Raw genomic sequence first — 19851 nt, forward strand, 5'->3', positions numbered from 1 at the left:
TTTTTTGAGATAAAAACAAACCCAGCAGGTAAAATGTTGTACCTGCTGGGTTTTAACGTACAATCGTCCCTGGATCATTTTGTGCGCTAATCGTATGAAGCCGGATGGATAAATCTATTAGGAATGTATCGTCTGAATTATCAAGGCTACATCCTGTCAAAGTTTCAATTTTACGAAGTCTGTACAATAAGGATTGCCGGTGTAAATTAAGTTCTCGTGCTGTTTGACTGACATTTCCTCTATGCCGGTTATAAACGATAAATGTATGGACTAGATCGATGTTTCGTTCACGTGAATATTTCTGTAAAGGCGCAATGATAATATCGGTAATTTTTCGAAGTTCCTCATTTTCTGCTAAAGCTAATAAAGCCCGATCAAACCGAGTATCAGCATACGTACTGATATAGCCTTCCCCTTTTTGCCTTCTTCCGATATCTAAAGCAGAATAAGCCTCTTGAAAACCGGTATGAAATGAATCTTTACCAAAAGTTTTAGCGATCCCCCAAGAAACAACAAGGCGCGGCCATTTTTGATTCAAACGGTATTGCAATAACTCTATAAATGGAAATGCGGTTTCTATGCTTTTCTCAGATAGCAATTCCACGTAAATAATAAGTTCTTCTTTTTGAAAAGTAGACATGGTTTTTAAATGCATTGTTCTGCCAGTATGATACACTTCTTCTTCAAGCATATCCCCTAGCTGTTTCAGCCAATTTTCAAATGACATATTGCCAAAAGGTTCTTGGTCATAAAGGATGGAAAGATTTTCCGGCTTTGCAATTAAACATAAGTATGGAATTTTTAAATTATAGCCTAACGATTTTGCTCTTGAAAGGGCTGTATCTGTGGAGTCAAATTTTCCCTTTGCTAAACTCCATACGAAATCATCTTTTAGTCTCATTTCCGTTTCTAAAGCAGCTTGGTCATGTAGAAAACATAGGGCAGAAGAAGTTACAGCATGTTCAAGCAATATTAAAATTTGTTCAGAAAAGACTTCATCTTCTTGTAAATGTTCTGGCCAATCTAATAAAAGAAAGCCTTGTATTTCTCTTGCACTTTGTATAGCTAGCTGCAAAATAGTAACAGTATCGGTGTGAATCCAATGCATATTATTAGGAAGTGAAATCGATTCATTGCTTTCATCGTGCTGGAAATATAAAGGGTCACCATGAGTAAGTAAATGAGCATTCCATTTTTCTTCTAAAGCTTTAGCGCTTTTACTTTTACTTTTTACGATACCTCTTCGATCTGTAATCACTACAGGCATATGAAGAGACTTGCCAAGATAAAAAGCGATTTTGGCAATCCCTTCCCCTTTTAAAATAATTTCAAGCATTTCTTTGCGCACTCTATCTGAATACTCAACTAAACTTCTTTCTTTTTGATGCAGAGCAGTAGATATAGCGTGACTGACATCTGCAAACCGGACTTCCCAGGGAAGTTCAATTAATGGAAAGCCGTGTTCTTCACAAAATTGAATGACTTTTTCAGGAAGGTTAGTAATGTATCGGCCTGTAGCGATAACGAGAGCTGCTGCTTCAGCTTCCATAACTTCTTTTGTAAAAGTCAATAATTTATTTTCATCTTCTTCACAGCCTATACCTGCAGAAAGCACAAATTCATTTTTTCTTACAAAATTTTCTACTGGCATCTCAATAATTGATACCCACTCCACTGGGGTTTGTAATCGAGATTTGGCTTCTGTGGCCAGCTTGGCTTGCTGCATAATAGGCAGCTGCAGGACATCTTTTACTGTAAACATCGTTATCCCTCCCCAAAAAATCCAAAAACTCTTTAAGAACAATAGTCATACAACTTCTTCATTATTTTAGCATAACTGCATGGCAGTTAACCTTTCATTCACATTGTCAGGTGCGGGATTATTAATTTCATACAAATTGGTGAATGGATTTATTTCATCCATATAATAAGATACAAGTAAGAATTAAAGAAGTATTCAGAAAAAGGGGTGTTCCTGTGAGAAAATATAACGAACAAAACATTAATCGTTCAACCAAGGCTGTTTGGGCAGGGGAAAAAGAATACAGAGTGCACGGTGCAAGCCAGGTCCCTGTTGTACACAGTGTAGCATATACGTATGACGACCTTGACGATTGGTACGAAGTAGCAATAGGAAATAAAAAAGGACATATTTATGGAAGGAACACTAATCCAACTGTCGAGTCATTTGAACAAAAAATTAAAGAGCTTGAAGGAGCAGAAGCAGCGACAAGCTTTTCAACAGGTATGGCGGCAATCAGTAATTCGTTGGCGACATTTTTAAAACCTGGAGATCGTGTTGTGTCTATAAAAGATACCTATGGAGGAACGAATAAAATATTCAGTGAGTTTTTGCCGCAAATGAATATAGATGTCGTTCTATGTGAAACCGGAAATCATGAACAGATCGAAAAAGAAGTTCGAAAAGGATGTAAGATATTATATTTAGAAACTCCAACGAATCCTACGGTGAAGATTACAGATATCAAAAGAATGGTAAAGTCTGCTAGGGAAGCAGGTGCTCTAGTTTTTGTAGACAATACTTTTGCCACTCCGATCAATCAAAACCCGCTTGAATTCGATGTAGACCTTGTCATTCATAGTGCTACAAAATTCTTAGGGGGTCATGCCGATGCACTTGGGGGTGCAGCATGCGGAAGGAAAGAACTCGTAGAAAAAATTTATCATTACAGAGAAATTAACGGAGCGACGATGGACCCCATGGCAGCTTATCTTATGATAAGAGGGATGAAAACATTGCATCTTCGCTTAAAACAATCGTGTGATTCTGCGCTTAAAATTGCAAAATATCTACAATCTCACGAACAGGTTGATCAAGTGTTTTATCCTGGTCTTGAAGATCATCCAGGACATGATATTGCCAAAAAACAAATGCGTCAATTTGGCGGCATGCTTAGTTTTTCAATGAAAGGCGGATTGGATGCTGTACGAGAATTTCTCCCAAAACTTAAATATGCTAATCGTGCAGCAAACTTAGGAGCGGTAGAAACAACAGTCGGGCCGGCTCGTACGACAAGTCATGTAGAGAATACTCCGGAGGAAAGAGCAGAACTAGGCATCCCGGAAAGTTTAGTGCGCTACTCAGTGGGAATAGAAGATACACAAGACTTAATCAACGACCTAGAACAAGCTATGGCCCACATCCCAGAAAAAATGGTAGCTAAACGTTAAAAACAGGAGGAATAAAGATGAACTCCGGACAAACGCTGCATAAAAAAGTTCAAGAAATGCACTCTTCTCTCGTGAAGTGGCGTCGTTATCTGCACCAATTTCCGGAGCTTAGTTTTCAAGAAATAAATACAGCATCGTTTGTGGAGGCAAAGTTGCGTGAAATAACAGGAATGAAAGTGCTGGCTGGAACACAAGAAACAGGAATTAAGACGGGTGTAGCTGGAATCTTAAAAAAAGGAGAAGGCCCCGTTGTCGCATTAAGAGCCGATATGGACGCTCTCCCTATTCGTGAAGAAAACGAAGCAGTCTATAAATCTCAGCATGATGGAGTAATGCATGCTTGTGGACATGATGCTCACACATCTATTCTTCTAGGGGCAGCACATTTGCTAGCAGATAGAGATATCCCTTTTTCGGGTACTGTGAAGTTTTTATTTCAGCCTGCAGAAGAAGATACGGATCAATCCGGACGGACGGGAGCTCCATATTTTATTGAACATGGATTATTAGATGACGTTTCGATGGCGTTTGCACTGCATATGGATCCAGAACATGAGCCAGGAAACATTAAACTTCATGCGGGGCCAAGTATGGCAAATGTCGATACTTTTAAAGGAATCATACAAGGCACGGGCGGCCATGGCGCCTATCCTCATTTAGGAACGGATCCCATCTGGATGTTATCTTTTGTGCTTCAAGCAATACAAGGCGTTGCCTCTAGAAAAACATCCCCGTTATCACCAGCAGTTATAAGCGTCGGGGAAATTAAAACGGGGTCGTCTACGAATGTTATTCCAGAAAAAGTAACACTACAAGGAACGATGAGAAGCTATGACAAGGATACTAGACGCCATTTAGAAGAAGAACTGGAAAATGCATTTTCCATTTCAGAATCCATGGGAGGAATGTATGAGCTTGATATCGAACATGGAGAACCCGCTTTAAATAACGATGAGAAAGCGGTAAGCATTTATCAGTCAGTCATACAGGAATTCTTTCCAAGCTTTCATATTTTAAATGAACCTTATGGACTCGGTGGAGAAGATTTCGGGCATATCGCAGAAAAAGTACCAGCTGCGATGCTGTTTTTAGGGGCGGGTTTTACCAAAAAAGACAATCGCGGTCTGCATATGCCTTGTTTTGATATTCAAGAAGATATATTGCCTATTGGGGTTTCATTACTAGCTGGAGCCGCTCTGCACTATATAAATGAAACAGAAGAGTGAGGAGGGGACATTTATGGCACACAAACTAGCCTTTATAGGATTTGGCGGTGTTGGACAGGGGCTTGCCAATATTATAAACACGAAAGGTTCATGGCTTAAAGAACAATTCGGTACAGATTTTCAAGTGGTTTCAATAGCTGATTTATATAAAGGATCACTGCATCATCCGGAAGGATTAAATATTGAAAAAGTGCTGAATACGTTACAAGAGTATGGCAGCTTAGAACATTATCCAGAAGAACGAGGCTTAATTCGCGGCTGGGACAGTATAACCACGATAGAAAAATCGAATGCAGATACTATGATAGAAATCACTTTTACCGATGTGCACACAGGTCAGCCTGCTATTGATCATTGCAAAAAAGCATTTGAGTCCGGCAAAAATGCTGTTTTGACAAACAAAGGCCCGGTTGCTCTTGCTTATCAACGTTTAAAACAGCTGGCTGATGAAAATAACGTCCGTTTTTTATTCGAAGGAACAGTAATGAGCGGTACACCTGCCCTCAGAATGCCTTTGGTCTCTTTAGCAGGTAATGATATTAATGAAATACGCGGTATTTTTAATGGTACAACTAATTACATGCTTACAAAAATGGAAGAAGGAATGTCTTTTGAAAATGCATTAGAAGAAGCTCAATCTAAAGGTTATGCGGAAGCAGATCCAACAAGTGACATCGAGGGTTATGATGTATTGTACAAAGTCGTTATATTAGCAAACGTGGTGATGAATGAACCATTACGCAAAGAAGATGTGGCTTGCAAGGGAATTTCCCATTTAACACCTGAAGATATGAAACAAGCTGCTGAAGAAGGGAAAAAATGGAAATTATTAGGGAAGATAAAAAAGACAGATGGCCGAATCGAAGCATCGGTGGAGCCCGAAAAAATAGCAGCAGATGACCCGCTGGCTGGAATTTCAGGTTCATTAAATGCAGTTACGTATGATTGTGACTTGTCCGGTCCTGTCACTTTAATAGGAGCAGGAGCGGGGATATCTGAAACGGGTTTTGCTCTTTTAATAGATTTAATAAATTTGGAACGGGAAAATATGTAAAAAAATAGGGACAGAAAGGTGGCGGGTAATATGGCAACAAAACTAGCTGGTAAAAAAATGCTGATAGCTGGTGAGTGGGAAGAAAAGGAAGACAAAATAGAGGTATTTAACCCGGAAAATAATGAATTGATTGATTCTGTTCCTGCCGCGAAAGCAGATGATGTGCGAAGGGCTATTACGCTTGCTAAAAAAGGTGCTGATGTTGCAGCTGATCTTTCTGTACGGGAACGCATGGATATTTTAAATAAGACGGCGTCCTATATTGAAGACAATTTAGAAGATTTTGCGACTACGATCGCCTTAGAAGGAAGTAAGACGATAAATGAAGCTAGAAGTGAAGCAGCTAGGGCTGCAGAAACGATCCGTCTTAGTGCAGAAGAGGCCAGACGCTTAAAAGGAGAATCTATAAATTTTGATCAAATGCCGGGTAATGAGGATAGAATGGGTTACTATTTTCGTTTTCCGGTGGGAGTTATCGCAGCCATTACACCATTTAATGATCCCTTAAACCTTGTAGCTCATAAACTAGGACCGGCAATTGCTGCTGGAAATGCCATCATTGTAAAACCTGCTACTAAAACACCTTTAAGCGCCCTGAAGTTAGCGGAAGCATTTATGAAATCAGGTCTTCCTAAAAAAATATTAACTGTTATAACAGGCCGCGGCCGCGATATTGGAGACTCATTGATTGAAAGTAAAGATGTTCATATGATTAGTTTTACAGGTGGCTTAGAGACGGGAGAAAAAATCTCGAAAAAAGCCGGGTTAAAAAAATTATCAATGGAACTTGGCTCTAATTCACCGGCAATTGTAAGAGGAGACGCAGACTTAGAGCTTGCTGCAGAAGCAACAGTCTCAGGAGCTTTTGCAGCAGCTGGGCAGAATTGTCTCAGTGTCCAAAGAATATATGTGGAAGATGAAGCGTATGACGCTTTTAAGGAACTATTTCTCGAAAAAGTAAAAGGCGTTAAAACTGGTAATAAATTATCTGAGTCAACAGATATGGGGCCGCTTATTAATGAAAAAGAGGCAATGCGGATTGAAAACTGGGTGAACGAAGCTGTTGATCAAGGCGGAACACTTCTGAGCGGTGGTACTAGAGATGGAGCACACTACGAACCAACTGTTTTGGAAAAAGTTCCAGAAAAAACTAAAATTGTGAAAGAAGAAGTTTTTGGTCCAGTGGTTCTTTTATTTAAAGTTAAGGATTTAGACGAAGCAATCGATCGATCCAATAATGTGAATTATGGGCTTCAAGCTGGTATATTCACTTCCAATATTAATGCGGCGTTAAAGGCTTCAAAAAAACTCCATACTGGAGGCGTAATGATTAATGACAGCAGTGACTTCCGCATAGATGCAATGCCTTTTGGGGGTGTAAAAGGTTCCGGTTTGGGAAGAGAAGGCGTTGAATTTGCGGTTAGAGAAATGTCAGAGGAACGAATTGTATGCTTTAAAATAACTGAGTAATTTCATAGTATTTTGGGGTGCTATTCTTTATAGGATAGCACATCCTTTTCTATAGAGACAGAAAGGACAGAAAGGGGTGGCAGACTTGTTTTCTAAAGAAGAATATCTAACTAGAATGAATCATACAAAGCAAAAAATGATGGAATATGGAGTGGAAGTTCTCCTTATTTCTAATCCTTCAAATATGTTTTATTTAACAGGTTACAATGCTTGGTCTTTTTATGTGCATCAAATCTTAGTTGTTATGATTGATGAGGAGCAGCCCATTTGGATAGGAAGGGAAATGGATGCTCATAGTGCAAAAATAACAACCTGGTTAGACGAGAATCATATCATTCCTTATCCAGATGAATTTGTACAATCAACGATTAGGCATCCGATGGATTTTGTTGCCAATATATTGAATGAAATCGGTCAAGGAAATCGAAAAATCGGCCTGGAAATGGACGCCTTTTATTTTACGGGGATGTGTTATGAGCGGATCACTCAAGGTCTTCCGAATGCCGAATTTAGGAATTTCAGCACTTTGGTTAACTGGGTGCGTTTAATAAAATCAGATGATGAAATTGAATGCATGAAAAAAGCAGCAAAAATTTTAGAAAATGCAATGCATGCAGCATATTATACTGCTGACGTCGGGATGCGGGAAAATGATGTAGCAGCAGCTATATATCAAGCTCAGATTAGCGGTACTGCGGAATTTGGCGGAGACTATACTTCGATCGTGCCAATGATTCCCACCAGTGAAAACACGGCAAGCCCCCATTTAACTTGGACAGATCGCAGGTATAAACATGGTGATTATTTAACGATTGAAATTGCTGGCTGCTATCGCCGTTATCACACTCCGATGGCAAGAACAATGGCTATAGGGGAGGCGCCAGACAAAGTAAAAGATCTGGCAGAGGTTGTTGTAGAGGGTATTGAAACAACTATGGATGCTATAAAACCAGGGATGACTGCAGAAGAAGTTGAAAGCATCTGGAGCAAAACAATAGCAAAACGAGGTTATTTTAAGGAGTCAAGACTTGGCTATTCAATTGGTTTAAGTTTTCCACCTGATTGGGGTGAGCACACAGTAAGCTTTCGAAAAGGGGATCGAACGATATTACAGCCTAATATGACCTTTCATTTAATGCCTGGAATATGGCTTGATAATTATGGAGTAGAAATTACGGAGTCTATAAGGATCACGGACAATGGCTGCGAAACGTTTGCAAACGTTCCAAGAGAACTTTATATCAAAAAGCCATCGAATATATCAGCCATGACTAGAGCTCATAAAGAACACACAGGTTCCTAACAAGCATTTCCTTTCTCTGTAGTGGAAAATATCCGCTGCAGATTTTTTCGCGATTAAACATTTATACAGGAGCTAATCCAGATGATGCGAGGGCGTGCTGTTAAGAATAAATAGTATAGGCTTTACTAACATGCAAAATGCTGTTCAGTCCGTTCTTTACATGTTAGCATATAATAGAGAAAGATAAGGTGAGGTTTGCAGGAAGGCGGAGAGAATATATATGACACAAACCTACCTTGGGATTACCTCTTTTTTGGCAGTTGTCATCTATTTAGTGAGTGTATTTTTCCCTTCACAAATACTTACTTCTATATACAGTTCTATCGCTCTTTTATTGTTACTGTTTGCATTAAAAAAAATGAATGGAGCCAATCGGTTTGTAGTATTACTTCTTTTGATCAGTGGAAGTATACTTTTTTTATTTTACAACGTTTCTTTTTTGGAGGCGCTATTTAGTTTTGGAGAAAATCTGAACCTCTTAGGATTATTTTTACTCATTCCTTTATTTGGGGTTTTAATGTCGGAAGCTGGTTATTTACAAGCTTTACAAACAGCTTTACGCAAAAGAGAAAAAAGCAGACAAGCTCATCCTTATCGCCTTGGTTACATATTGACAGCCTTTATGGGTTCATTACTAAATTTGGGTTCTATGCCGCTTGTATATAAAATAGGTTCCGAAAGTTTTTCTTCCTTTGAAAATAAGAAATTTGGGTTAACACTCCTAAGAGGATTTGGCTTTTGTATGCTATGGTCGCCTTATTTTGTCAATGTGGGGCTTGTTCTCATTCTATATGATCTGACGTGGCAAGAAGTAGGGGGATATGGATTTCTCATAGCTGTCGTTTATACAATTCTCGTTGCGGTTTTTTATCCATTTATAACATTTTCTAAAGAAGAATATATACGAAATGATTCGACATCAAAAAATAATTTTTATTACGCTACGTCACCCTTAAAAGGTTTATCTTTTTACATTATTATATTATTATTTTTATCTGTTGCTATAGAAATAGTATTGCCAGTAAACATGTTAACAGTCGTCTCACTTCTTGCTCTTGTATATCCGCTCGTATGGTCCGTTTCGATAGGAATGGTACAGGGGTATTTTCAAGCTGCTTTACATCACATTTCTCATTCTTTTGAACGATTAAATAATGAGATTGGAATATTTATAACAGCTGGGTTTTTTGGAGAAGCGCTGGCTAGAAGCAATGCCGGAAACTTGCTTGCAGATGCAATTTTATGGGTTTCCAAAGGTATTATCCCTTTATTAATTCTTATTCTTATAATAAGTGTAATGTTTCTAGCTTTTATCGGTGTTCATCCTGTCATTATCGTCTCAGGACTTGGCAGCTCTTTAACTCCAGAACAATTCGGAGTTCCTCCTGCTTTTATGGGAATATTGCTTTTGTGCGCTTGGACGTTATCAACCCAGATGTCGCCATTTTCCGGCTCCATCCTCATGGGAGCACATTTAATGAAGGAACGTCCATGGAATATAGTGAAAAAAAATGCAGCATTTGTCTTCACCGCTCTTATCGTTTTTACACTACTTTTAACTGTTTTTGAGTGGATACAAGCAAGGTAGCTTCGTTAACAAGAAAGGATGTATAATGAATCAACAAAATAAAATATGGATCAATTACTTGTTTGTAATTGGTGTAATGGTTTTATGGGGATTAAATGTTGTTGCTTTAAAAGTATTAGTTGCATACATGCCTCCTGCAAGCATGCAGACTTTACGTATTATGGTTGCTGGAGCTATTATATTGATTATTATGTTATGCTGTAATGAATGGCGAAAGATTTCTAGAAAAGAACTAAAGCATATTGCAGCAGCCTCAGTATTTGGTGTTATGGGCCATCATTTTTTCTTAGCATTGGGGCTTATGAGCACTTCTGCGGTTAATACGTCTTTAATTTTAGCGCTTGTTCCATTAACTACATCCCTTTTAGCAATGATATTACTAGGAGACCCGGTGACAAAAACTCGATTTTTAGGAGTAGTGTTAGGATTTATTGGTGTTGGACTATTAACCATTGCAGGATCTGGCAGTCAAGTCAGTGGTTTGTCATCTGGTGATGTACTGATATTTTTAAGTATGTTTTCACAAGCAGTCAGCTTTATTTATATAAAAAAAGCGACCACGACGCTGCACCCGCGAGCTATGACAGGTTTTATGTTTTTAATTGGGTCGGCAGGTCTTCTTCTTATTAGTTTGTTTATGGAACCAGGCGGGATAGTACAAGTATTTAAGGCTCCCTTATTTGTCTGGCTGATTTTTTTTGGCTCTGCTGTACTGGCTACAGCTCTAGGGCACCAGCTATTTAACAGCTCCATTCAGAAGATAGGAGCTGGTGAAACAGCAGTATTTAATAACCTTGTTCCATTTTTCGGATTAATAAGTTCGGCAGTCCTTTTAAAAGAAACGGTGTATCCTGCTCAACTGACAGGATTCATTTTTATAGTCGGAGGGGTTTTATTAGGGACGGGATATGTGGAGCAAAAGTGGATCAACAATCGACGCAAAGCACATCAGCATTAAGATTGACGCTTTTTCTCCGGTACCGGGTCAAAGCCGCCGGGGTGAAAAGGGTGACATTTACAAACTCTAACGATGGTTAAACATCCGCCTTTCACAGCACCGAATCGTTCAATTGCTTCTATGCCATATTGTGAACAAGTAGGATAAAAACGACATGTCGGGGGAGTGAGAGGAGAAATAAATTTCCGGTAAAAAGATATAAAGATAAGGAGAATGTTCTTCAAGAATTAACACCCCTTTTTTAGTCAAACTATTCATAATATAAAACATTAACCTTTTGCATAGACATTAAAAGAAAACGGACTGTTTCTTCCGCAAAATAGGGGAGAAACAGTCCATTTTAAATTAGCTAACGTAAAATGTTGTTTTTGGCCGCAGAGTAGAGCGTAGCATATTCATTTCTTCTTCATTCAAGCGAACCATTGGAAGTCTTACATCACCTGATATTATCCCCTGAATTTCTAAAGCAGCTTTTACAGGGGAAGGGCTTGGAGCTGTAAACATTGATTTCATGGTTGGAAGCAGCTCTCTATGGCGTTTGGAAGCATATTGAGGATGACCATTTAAAAAGCTTTGAACCATATCCTGCATTTCATTACCAATAATATGGGAAGAAATAGAGACTACTCCAGTTCCTCCAATAGACATTACAGGAAGTGTTAAACTATCGTCTCCGCTGTATAAAAGGAAATCTTCAGGTGTATGTTCGATGATATAGGCCATCGCATCTAAATCACCGCTAGCCTCTTTAACGGCCATAATATTTTCCATTTCGGCCAAACGAATAATTGTTTCAGGTGTGAGACCTGCAGCACTTCTTCCTGGAATATTATAGAGCATAACCGGAAGCTGAGTAGATTCGGCTACTTTTTTGAAATGTAGATACATGCCTTCTTGAGATGGTTTACTATAATAAGGAGTAACTAGCATGACTGCATCCACGCCGGTTTTTTCTGCTTTTTTTGTTAATTCTATCGAAGCTTTTGTATTATTACATCCCGTACCTGCAATAACTGGAACACGCCCATTTACTACTTTTACGACATGTTCAAAAAGCGTAAGTTTTTCTTCTTTTGACAACGTAGGAGATTCACCTGTTGTTCCTGCTATAACTAAGCTGTCTGATCCGTTAGAAATAAGATAGTTGACTAACTTTGTCACTGCACTGTAATCTACTTCTTCGAGATTATCAAATGGTGTTACCATTGCTGTACTAATTCTTCCAAAATTCATTTTCAATCACCCTCTGTTAGAGATTAAAGTCTCGTTAATAACAATTTACAGAGGAGGGCCGGTTCTCACCGGAAAATTCAAAGTTACGCAAAAAAACAACAATGAGAGCCTCATTGTTGCATGAACGTTCCAGCTATAAACAGAACCGTTTATGCGTGAGATAGCCCTCCATATAGCATGAGTATGCTATATGACAGTTTCGTACTTATTAAATACGAAACCAGCATCCAACTCATGAGAAGTTGTCTGCTTCGGCAAATCCCCCTTTCAGCAAAAATCACTGGACCTCATGCTCCTCCTAATGCTTACTCATGGTCTTTGCGCCTCTAACCTCACTTCTTATAAAGAAGTAGGAAATTAATTTATAATATTTTCGTTACTGAAAACTTTACCAGACCATGAATAGAATTGCAATTAATTCAAAGAAAATTACTAAAAAAATTTTTTCAATGATTCATTATAGCAATAAATTGTAAGGGCAGTACTTGGTGTAATTCCTCTTTTATATCAGCAGAAAGTAATTAAGGGTTCTTTTTACTCTACTCCTGCCGAGCAGCAAAAAGTCATCACGTCTTCTGAAAACTAGGGCGGTGCCATTTCTTAAAAGGTTAGAAAATATATAAACTTGGTGTTTTCTAGCGGAGCTGTCCCATAGGTCACTTTTCGGCAAACGAAGTTGGAATATCCCCGCTTTCACACTAAGGGCACAAGTGCGACATCTACTCCGGCTCTTTACTCTATCTTGTAGTGTCTTCTTTGCCGCGGGCCGTGGTTTCCCCTCCCTCGTGAGCTGCCCCTTCGCGGTCATCACACTGACCTATTTCCAGCAGCAGTCTTATATACCTTTAAGACAGCCGCCCTTTTCTTATAGCCCGTTATCAAATAAAATGTCTTTATACGTTTCATCCATTGTTTTGTCAACATAGAACAAATTGTTTAAATGGGTTTGCATTTCTTGACAATGGTTATTAGATTTAAAACAATCAGAGGCATTTGTTTTTGCCATCTTCAACTCATAAGCTGCACTTAACTGAACTTCTTTAAGCGGCTCAAAAGCGTTTGGTGCATCAGATGTAATATTATCTGTCTTCTTTAGCATTTGATTTAGCTGTTTTTGCACCCAGTACTCATTAATATCATTTCTTTGTACCTCATCAGCTACCTGACGTAAAGAGCGGTGAAAATAAGTGAGATAATCCTCATATTCATTAGCTGCATTTTTAAGTTTATCATTTACTTGATAATCTTTCTTTTGTTCATAGGAACTAGGCTCTGTTTTTAACTCTGTGTTTTCACTCTGTTCGTTCTGTGCAGGATTACAAGCAGAAACAAGAAAACAACAGATTAGACATGAAATTGTCTTTTTCAATCAAATGCCTCCCTTCTCCACTGTAATAAAAATTGAATAATGTGGCATTATGTAGTATGAGACAGATTATGAAAAGATTATTCTTATTAAATAAATTTTTCCTTTAAAACAGGCTTTATATTATAAAATTTGAAAGGAGAGAATTAAATTTATTAGAAAATACGTTTTATTTACTATAGAAAATCATTTATAATGGTGTGTGGGAATAAACCATGCATGGGGGGCCGTCCAGGTATGTCTCAATTTCAGCAAATTGCATTAGAACTTCCAGAAGAAATTTATTCTGAAATTGAGCACCTTACGGAGGAAGAAAAAAATTCTTTCTTTCGTAATGTGTTACAAGAACAAATTGAACAACGGAAATCATCCGATTTAGAAAACCAAATGAAACAAGGATATTTAGAAATGGCTCAAATTAACATGGAGCTTTGCAAGGAATTTGAAATAGCGGAAGAAGAAGCCTTGCGTACCGGAGAACGTCTTATTGTTTCAAAAGAATAGGAATAAGACTTTCCTTTTCAGCATATCCTGTTAACGGAACCGGTGAAGGAGGTGAATGGATGAGTTGAGTGATACGCAAAATTATCACCAATCCAAAAAAGTTGTAAAGCGTGGAGACGTTTTTTTTGCTGATCTTTCACCGGTAGTAGGTTCGGAACAAGGCGGTGTGAGACCTGTTCTCATCATTCAAAATGATATTGGCAACAGGTTTAGCCCCACCGTCGTTGTTGCTGCCATCACAGCCCAGATAAAGAAAGCAAAACTTCCTACCCACGTGGAAATTGATGCGGCGAAACATCGTTTTGACCGGGACAGTGTTATATTGCTCGAACAAATTAGAACCATTGATAAACAGCGTTTAACAGATAAAATTACCCATTTAGATGAAGATACAATGGAGAGGGTCAAAGAAGCACTTGAAATTAGTCTCGGCATAAAAGAAGTGTAACAATGGCTTCAAGAATAAACCGTACATAACATCGGGCATGTTCTCTAGTTTAAAAGAGGACATGCTTTTTTACCTAGGCGCAGGTAAAAACAATTAAAGAAAGGCGGATTGGATGAACACCACCATTGAAACGATACTAAAACACCGTTCCGTAAGAGCGTTTACTGAAGGAAAAATACCGCAAACAGACGTAGAAAAAATTATAGAAGCAGCTCAAGCAGCTTCCACTTCAAGTTTTCTGCAAGCATATTCTATTATAGGCATAACAGACCCCGAAAAGAAGAGGACCTTGTCTATTTTAGCCGGAAATCAGTCTTATGTAGAAGATAATGGATATTTTTTAGTGTTTTGTGCTGATTTGTATCGTCATGAACAAGCTGCAGAACAACACGGCGTAGATATTAAACAAACGACCGAAAGTACAGAAGCTTTTATGATTTCTTTAATAGATGCTGCTTTAGCAGCTCAAAATGCTGCGGTTACAGCGGAGTCAATGGGTCTTGGGATTTGTTACATAGGTGGAATAAGAAATAACCTTAAAAAAGTATGTGAATTACTTCAAACTCCAGATAAAGTTGTTCCTTTGTTTGGAATGGCTATAGGTTATCCAAAGCAAATGGAAGAACAAAAACCTCGGCTTCCAAAAGAGGTAATCTTTCATGAAAATGAATACATGCAAGATAACGACAATTTACATGAAAACTTACAGCAATATGATCAAATTATTTCGGACTATTATAAACAAAGGACCAATGCAAAGAAAAACTTGACTTGGACAAAACAAGTAACCACTACTTTGGAACACTCAAAAAGACTTTATTTAAACGATTTTATAAAACAATGCGGCTTTTTGCGTTAATTCAGTTCCCCTCTAAAAATGGAGGGGGATTTTTTTTGGAACGATTATGTGAAAATATGAAAAAAGATGATATTTTTTAAAGAAATTTTAAAAAAATTTGTTATAATATAAAGTATAAGAAATAGCAGCTGTCTCTGGGAGGGGATAGGCATGTGGAAAAAAACAATTAAAATAACTATATTTCTTAGTTTAATAGTGAGTTTGATTATAGCATGGTCGATTGAAGATTGGTCTAGAACTGTACACGGTAAACTTCCATCAAAAACAGCAGTCATTCTGCATGCTGTTAATAATAATTTGGTACCGCTTGATCCCGATCTTGAGCCTCCTGGCTTTCTTGCCAACTCAGGAAAAAAAAGTCAAGTGACGATGGTAAGAGATGAAGAAAGCATTCAATTAAACAATGAAAAAGAAATTCCTGTACGAATTTACAGATATTCCGATGCAAAGGAAGCACCAGTTATTTTGTATTTTCATGGAGGGGCTTTTTTAGAAGGGTACGGTAGTATTGACACCCACGACAATATAATCCGCTCTCTGGCAGCCAGAACAGGTGCGGTAGTAGTAAGTCCTGGTTATCGGGTTGCTCCTGAACATGTTTTTCCGACTGCTGTTAATGATAGTTACCGTTCTTTGGAATGGGTATATGAAAATGCGGAGAGGTTTGGTGGTAACCCTGAAAAAATTGCAGTAGCTGGGGATAGTGCAGGAGGGAACTTAGCAGCTGTCACTGCCCTGAAATCACGGGACTCCAATGGACCGGATATATTCGCCCAGCTTTTATACTATCCATTAACCACTTTTAAAGATATAGAATTCAATTCGAGAAGTACCTATGACAGCGGCTATTATTTATTATCAAAACAAGTCATGTTAAAAGCTAGAGAAGCTTATACCCCGGAAGAAGAGATGTGGAATAACCCTTATACTTCTCCGCTTGAAGCGGAAAGCTTAGAAGGGCTGCCCCCAGCCATGATCATAACAGCTCAATATGATCCTTTAAGGGATGAAGGGGAATTATATGCGGAAAAACTACATGAAGCTGGAACACCGGTAAACGCTGTTCGCTATAACGGGGTAATGCACGGGTTTGTATCGTTTTTTGAAATTATGAAAAGCGGCGAAATGGCATTAAATGAATCAGCACTTTTTCTTACAAAAGCATCCGATGAATCCATTCCTTTAGAGAATGAATATAAGCTGACTGTGCAAAAAGCACCTGCAGGGCTTAATCGGGTAAAAGAGGAAGCTGAAGCTTTTGCAATAGCTGCATTTTTAGTTGGCAAGCATACTTTTACCACAGTAACAAAATAATATATTTTGAAAGGATCTGTTAACAAGCAGGTCCTTTTTTGAAAGGTAAGAAATTATAAATAGTTGGCGTTTACATGTCTAGCGCAAACCCCTACTCGCTCGAGATTCCTTCGGTCCGTCAATGGAAAGCAAAGATCAGCTTTCCATATGCCGACCCTCCAGGACTTGTCGCTCGTGAGCAAGGCGCTTGCGCTTTTCTTTCTGATTTCTTAGACAGTTTATTAGCTTATTTATTGCGAATATAGACGATTTGACCTTCTATGGAATGATCATGAAGGAATATAGTTGTATAAGTCCGAAATAGATAAAAAAACTTTCAAATACTCTATTTTATTTTTCGTTAGGATGTGATACACTCTTCATTGGAAATCGACAGAAAGATAAAAACGCCTGCTGTGACGGGCAAAGAAAATACAGATAAGATGGAGGGAGGCTTTCAAATGTTGAAGGCAATGAAACACAAATTTTACCAAAAAAAATCCGTGTGGGCAGAAGAGACAGCTAAACGGATAGAAGAGTACGCAGAGCAGCAGCGATTAGAATCATTAGAAAAAATGAAAAAAGAAGAAGATTTAAGTCACTTATTGCACCATGAAATTGAAAAATATTTATATACTATCCATCCTTCGTTTTTGCTAAATCCTGATGTGGTACGTGCTCTTCATAATAGGTTGATTGCCCGTTCACAAGGAAGGTTTTCCGTATCTTTGCACGTTACTAGTGAAATGAGACTTGCTTTGGATTTTTACAACTCAGATTTATCTGTATTCATCAGATTGCTTGAGAAAAAAGGCTTTCAACTAAAAGGGAATGAGCAGCGTTTACTAACGGCGCTTTTAAATAAACTAAGCGAAAATAATTATCGTACGTACTTGGAACGTTATGGAGATTTTGTAGACGAAAATCTTTCTTTACAGAGTGCTGTATACAAATATCTAGAAAGAGTAGAAGATCATAATAAATATGACAGCGGTCGTCTTGATTTTCTTCATAAGTATTTAATCAACAAAGGTTTATTAATGCCTGATTTTACAATTAAGAAAATGAAGAAGCTTGTTAAATCTTTTGATAAAATGTATGCGGACGATTATAAGGTAACTCGACTGGAAAAGAGAATGCATGAGATTGGTTAATTAAAAAAGCTCTTCTTTGCACATACAAAAAAGAAGAGCTTTTTTACGTATTCGGATTAGAAACATCTATTAATATTATGCATTTCTCTTTGCGTTTTCGAAAACTTATGGCAAAATGATATTAAATAAGATTATCTGTTTAGGGAGGGAGAAAAATGGCAAAAGACATTCCTGCTTTTTTCAAGGAAAAACTTAATGATGCAAAAAATCAGTTTGAACGTACGATTGATTGCAAGCACACGGAATTTGATGATCTTTATCCTTATATGAGCGAGCAGCCGCAGTTTTTCTGGTATAAAAGGTATGTTGCTTGGCAGGAGCTCCTTACCATTGTCAAATTAGCTGATGAGTTAGATGTTTCTTGGAAAGATGAATTTAATGAGGCGCAGCAGCGTTTTATAGAAAAAAAGGTTTTAGATGCGAAAGTCCTTGATGATTGGTATGGAAAAAAACGAACAGAAGCTTAAAGCACAAAAAACTGGACGCCTGGCGGCGTCCAGTTTTTTTGTCCATTTTACGGAAAATCTATTAAAAAATTAGATGGGCAAACCCGATAATAATAGGAAGCGTGATGATGGTGCGCTCTAAGAAAATGAAAACAAGATCCGTAAACTTGACAGGGAGTTTAGAGGCAAGCAATAGACCACCAACCTCAGACATATATATAAGCTGAGTAACAGATAATGCAGCAATGATAAAACGAGTTAGTTCACTTTCTATTCCTGACCCTATAATAGCTGGCAGGAACATATCCGCAAAACCGATTACCATTGTTTGTGAAGCTTCTGCAGCTTCAGGCACTTGCATGAATTCTAAAAGAGGCACAAACGGCATTCCAATTATTTCAAAAAACGGAGTAGTCTCGGCAATAACCACAGCAGCAGTACCCAAAGCCATAACGACCGGAATTACTCCAATCCACATATCTAAAACGTTTTTTAGACCGCCGTTAACAATAGAAGAAGCTCTATTTTGAACAGCTTTTTGAGCAGCTTGTTTCAAGCCCCATTGAAATGGATTATATTCAGGAGGGCTTGAATCATCTTCTTTTTTATTTGTTTCGTTAAAATAGTGATCTTTTTTTAAGGACAACGGCGGGATTCGCGGCATTATTAGTGCAGCAACAACTCCTGCAGCAACAATAGTAAAGTAATAAGGCACAATATATTGCATCAAATCCATTTCTGAAAGTATTACAATACTGAAAGTGATGGAAACGATAGAGAAAGTAGTACCGATCACAGCAGCTTCTCTTTTGGAATAGTAGCCTTGTTCATACTGCTGGTTCGTGAGCAGCACGCCAATTGTACCGTCCCCCATCCACGAAGCAGCACAATCAATGGAAGAACGCCCAGGCAGTGTAAAAAGCGGTCTCATTATTGGAGTTAAAATCGCACCGCAAAATTCCAGCAGGCCGAAATTTAAAAGAAACGGAAGAAAAAAACCAGCAAACAAAAATACAGTAATAAGAAGCGGAATTAAATCAAATAACAATAAACCGCCAGTATCTGGTGAAACAATCCATTCGGGACCTGCATTAAATAAAACCATTAAAGAAAATATAAGACCTAAAGCACGAATGCCAAGCCAACCCCAACTAACGTCAAATAATGATTTTATGAAGTGATTCGAAAAATCCGTTATTTTCACTAAAATGGAGCCTGCCACCGCAACGAGCATAAAAAAAGCGGCGATAGGCGGGAGAGCTCCAGCTGCTTCACCTTGCAGCCAGTTTGCCAGTAAAGCAACTGGGATTGTTATTTCACCATCGGCCGATATCGGGATCATAAATAAGAAAATTCCTATGAGAGAGGGAATTAAAAACCTTAAGGTCGAACCCTCTTTGTTTAAATTGCTATTGTTCATTTTCTCACCTCTTTATATGTGTAAATATGCATAGTTATACTTTTTGATCACAAATAATACTATTTTTCACTCGTGATAACCTGCATATAACTGCATAAATTCAAAAATGCATTTATAAATATAACATCTTTTCCGTTTTGAATAAAGAGAAGGATAATAATATTAATTTTCAAAATTCCTCATGATAACAGGAAGTGCGGTTTAAGTAATAACAAATAATGAACGTCATTTATTAGTATGTTTTTGGTTGAATAGTATTCTGAAAAATAAAAAGAGGCTGGGACAAAACCCAGTAATTAAAAAGAGTGGTCCTCGCCAATACGTTGGTGAGGACCAC

General features: G+C 38.1%; 19 protein-coding genes and 1 riboswitch. Of the genes, 14 read left to right on the forward strand and 5 right to left on the reverse strand.

Features of this window, described 5'->3' with window-relative positions:
* Positions 1-52 precede the first annotated feature (52 nt).
* Positions 53-1762 (reverse strand): PucR family transcriptional regulator, encoded by a 1710-nt coding sequence (locus tag FZF09_RS04645; protein ID WP_158735401.1) that lies wholly within the window; start codon positions 1760-1762, stop codon positions 53-55.
* A 215-nt stretch (positions 1763-1977) separates the two neighbouring features.
* Here FZF09_RS04645 and FZF09_RS04650 point away from each other — a divergent pair, with 215 nt between their 5' ends.
* The 7 genes from FZF09_RS04650 (at position 1978) to FZF09_RS04680 (ending at position 10791) form a co-directional block, all read left to right on the forward strand.
* Positions 1978-3192, forward strand: coding sequence for a cystathionine gamma-synthase family protein (locus FZF09_RS04650; RefSeq protein WP_233269395.1), 1215 nt, complete (start codon positions 1978-1980; stop codon positions 3190-3192).
* A 17-nt stretch (positions 3193-3209) separates the two neighbouring features.
* Complete coding sequence (locus FZF09_RS04655; protein ID WP_158735403.1) at positions 3210-4418, forward strand: M20 metallopeptidase family protein; 1209 nt, start codon at positions 3210-3212, stop codon at positions 4416-4418.
* A 13-nt stretch (positions 4419-4431) separates the two neighbouring features.
* Positions 4432-5472, forward strand: a complete 1041-nt coding sequence (locus FZF09_RS04660) for a homoserine dehydrogenase (protein WP_158735404.1) — start codon at positions 4432-4434, stop codon at positions 5470-5472.
* 30 nt (positions 5473-5502) lie between these two features.
* A complete protein-coding gene (locus FZF09_RS04665) occupies positions 5503-6942 on the forward strand; it encodes an aldehyde dehydrogenase family protein (RefSeq protein WP_158735405.1) in 1440 nt (479 codons plus the stop codon).
* Positions 6943-7027: 85 nt separating this feature from the next.
* Positions 7028-8245, forward strand: a complete 1218-nt coding sequence (locus tag FZF09_RS04670) for a M24 family metallopeptidase (RefSeq protein WP_233269396.1) — start codon at positions 7028-7030, stop codon at positions 8243-8245.
* A 220-nt stretch (positions 8246-8465) separates the two neighbouring features.
* A complete protein-coding gene (locus FZF09_RS04675; protein WP_158735406.1) occupies positions 8466-9833 on the forward strand; it encodes a hypothetical protein in 1368 nt (455 codons plus the stop codon).
* Positions 9834-9858: 25 nt separating this feature from the next.
* Positions 9859-10791, forward strand: a complete 933-nt coding sequence (locus tag FZF09_RS04680; protein ID WP_158735407.1) for a DMT family transporter — start codon at positions 9859-9861, stop codon at positions 10789-10791.
* Here FZF09_RS04680 and yidD read toward each other — a convergent pair.
* From yidD to FZF09_RS04695, 3 genes are all read right to left on the reverse strand, one after another.
* Positions 10788-11015, reverse strand: coding sequence for a membrane protein insertion efficiency factor YidD (gene yidD / locus FZF09_RS04685; RefSeq protein WP_158735408.1), 228 nt, complete (start codon positions 11013-11015; stop codon positions 10788-10790). The genes FZF09_RS04680 and yidD overlap by 4 nt on opposite strands.
* Positions 11016-11136: 121 nt before the next feature.
* On the reverse strand, positions 11137-12024 hold the full coding sequence (dapA, locus tag FZF09_RS04690) for a 4-hydroxy-tetrahydrodipicolinate synthase (RefSeq protein ID WP_158735409.1): 888 nt from the start codon (positions 12022-12024) through the stop codon (positions 11137-11139).
* 153 nt (positions 12025-12177) lie between these two features.
* A riboswitch (Lysine riboswitch) is annotated at positions 12178-12361 on the reverse strand.
* 528 nt (positions 12362-12889) lie between these two features.
* On the reverse strand, positions 12890-13393 hold the full coding sequence (locus FZF09_RS04695) for a hypothetical protein (RefSeq protein ID WP_158735410.1): 504 nt from the start codon (positions 13391-13393) through the stop codon (positions 12890-12892).
* A gap of 234 nt (positions 13394-13627) precedes the next feature.
* On the opposite strand from FZF09_RS04695, the gene FZF09_RS04700 reads away from it, so the two are divergent.
* The 7 genes from FZF09_RS04700 to FZF09_RS04730 all read left to right on the forward strand — a co-directional run bounded on the left by FZF09_RS04700 (position 13628) and on the right by FZF09_RS04730 (position 18115).
* Positions 13628-13894 carry a hypothetical protein gene (locus tag FZF09_RS04700; protein WP_158735411.1) on the forward strand — a complete coding sequence of 89 codons (267 nt, stop codon included), beginning with the start codon at positions 13628-13630 and terminating at the stop codon, positions 13892-13894.
* Positions 13895-13949: 55 nt separating this feature from the next.
* Positions 13950-14342: a type II toxin-antitoxin system PemK/MazF family toxin gene (locus FZF09_RS04705; protein ID WP_091579849.1), complete on the forward strand. Its 393-nt coding sequence runs from the start codon at positions 13950-13952 to the stop codon at positions 14340-14342.
* 112 nt (positions 14343-14454) lie between these two features.
* Positions 14455-15201, forward strand: coding sequence for an oxygen-insensitive NADPH nitroreductase (nfsA, locus tag FZF09_RS04710; RefSeq protein ID WP_158735412.1), 747 nt, complete (start codon positions 14455-14457; stop codon positions 15199-15201).
* A 150-nt stretch (positions 15202-15351) separates the two neighbouring features.
* The gene (locus FZF09_RS04715; RefSeq protein WP_158735413.1) at positions 15352-16515 is read left to right on the forward strand and encodes an alpha/beta hydrolase; all 1164 of its coding nucleotides are present in this window, start codon (positions 15352-15354) and stop codon (positions 16513-16515) included.
* A 74-nt stretch (positions 16516-16589) separates the two neighbouring features.
* Complete coding sequence (locus FZF09_RS04720; RefSeq protein ID WP_158735414.1) at positions 16590-16760, forward strand: hypothetical protein; 171 nt, start codon at positions 16590-16592, stop codon at positions 16758-16760.
* 195 nt (positions 16761-16955) lie between these two features.
* Positions 16956-17648, forward strand: coding sequence for a hypothetical protein (locus FZF09_RS04725; protein WP_158735415.1), 693 nt, complete (start codon positions 16956-16958; stop codon positions 17646-17648).
* A gap of 155 nt (positions 17649-17803) precedes the next feature.
* Complete coding sequence (locus FZF09_RS04730) at positions 17804-18115, forward strand: hypothetical protein (protein WP_158735416.1); 312 nt, start codon at positions 17804-17806, stop codon at positions 18113-18115.
* 61 nt (positions 18116-18176) lie between these two features.
* Here the strand turns inward: FZF09_RS04730 and FZF09_RS04735 are convergent, their stop codons facing one another.
* A complete protein-coding gene (locus FZF09_RS04735) occupies positions 18177-19514 on the reverse strand; it encodes a YjiH family protein (RefSeq protein WP_158735417.1) in 1338 nt (445 codons plus the stop codon).
* Between the last annotated feature and the right edge of the window lie 337 nt (positions 19515-19851).

This window comes from Alteribacillus sp. YIM 98480, from assembly GCF_009765375.1.
Classification (GTDB): domain Bacteria; phylum Bacillota; class Bacilli; order Bacillales; family Marinococcaceae; genus Alteribacillus.

What these genes read in the sequence shown, in the direction of transcription:
- nfsA (WP_158735412.1), top strand. Translation starts at nt 14,455, where the DNA reads ATGAACACCACCATTGAAACGATACTAAAACACCGTTCCGTAAGAGCG.
- FZF09_RS04715 (WP_158735413.1), top strand. Translation starts at nt 15,352, where the DNA reads ATGTGGAAAAAAACAATTAAAATAACTATATTTCTTAGTTTAATAGTG.
- FZF09_RS04675 (WP_158735406.1), top strand. Translation starts at nt 8,466, where the DNA reads ATGACACAAACCTACCTTGGGATTACCTCTTTTTTGGCAGTTGTCATC.
- FZF09_RS04730 (WP_158735416.1), top strand. Translation starts at nt 17,804, where the DNA reads ATGGCAAAAGACATTCCTGCTTTTTTCAAGGAAAAACTTAATGATGCA.
- dapA (WP_158735409.1), bottom strand. Translation starts at nt 12,024, where the DNA reads ATGAATTTTGGAAGAATTAGTACAGCAATGGTAACACCATTTGATAAT.
- FZF09_RS04700 (WP_158735411.1), top strand. Translation starts at nt 13,628, where the DNA reads ATGTCTCAATTTCAGCAAATTGCATTAGAACTTCCAGAAGAAATTTAT.
- FZF09_RS04705 (WP_091579849.1), top strand. Translation starts at nt 13,950, where the DNA reads ATGGATGAGTTGAGTGATACGCAAAATTATCACCAATCCAAAAAAGTT.
- FZF09_RS04720 (WP_158735414.1), top strand. Translation starts at nt 16,590, where the DNA reads ATGTCTAGCGCAAACCCCTACTCGCTCGAGATTCCTTCGGTCCGTCAA.
- FZF09_RS04645 (WP_158735401.1), bottom strand. Translation starts at nt 1,762, where the DNA reads ATGTTTACAGTAAAAGATGTCCTGCAGCTGCCTATTATGCAGCAAGCC.
- FZF09_RS04680 (WP_158735407.1), top strand. Translation starts at nt 9,859, where the DNA reads ATGAATCAACAAAATAAAATATGGATCAATTACTTGTTTGTAATTGGT.
- FZF09_RS04665 (WP_158735405.1), top strand. Translation starts at nt 5,503, where the DNA reads ATGGCAACAAAACTAGCTGGTAAAAAAATGCTGATAGCTGGTGAGTGG.
- FZF09_RS04735 (WP_158735417.1), bottom strand. Translation starts at nt 19,514, where the DNA reads ATGAACAATAGCAATTTAAACAAAGAGGGTTCGACCTTAAGGTTTTTA.
- FZF09_RS04725 (WP_158735415.1), top strand. Translation starts at nt 16,956, where the DNA reads ATGTTGAAGGCAATGAAACACAAATTTTACCAAAAAAAATCCGTGTGG.
- FZF09_RS04655 (WP_158735403.1), top strand. Translation starts at nt 3,210, where the DNA reads ATGAACTCCGGACAAACGCTGCATAAAAAAGTTCAAGAAATGCACTCT.
- FZF09_RS04660 (WP_158735404.1), top strand. Translation starts at nt 4,432, where the DNA reads ATGGCACACAAACTAGCCTTTATAGGATTTGGCGGTGTTGGACAGGGG.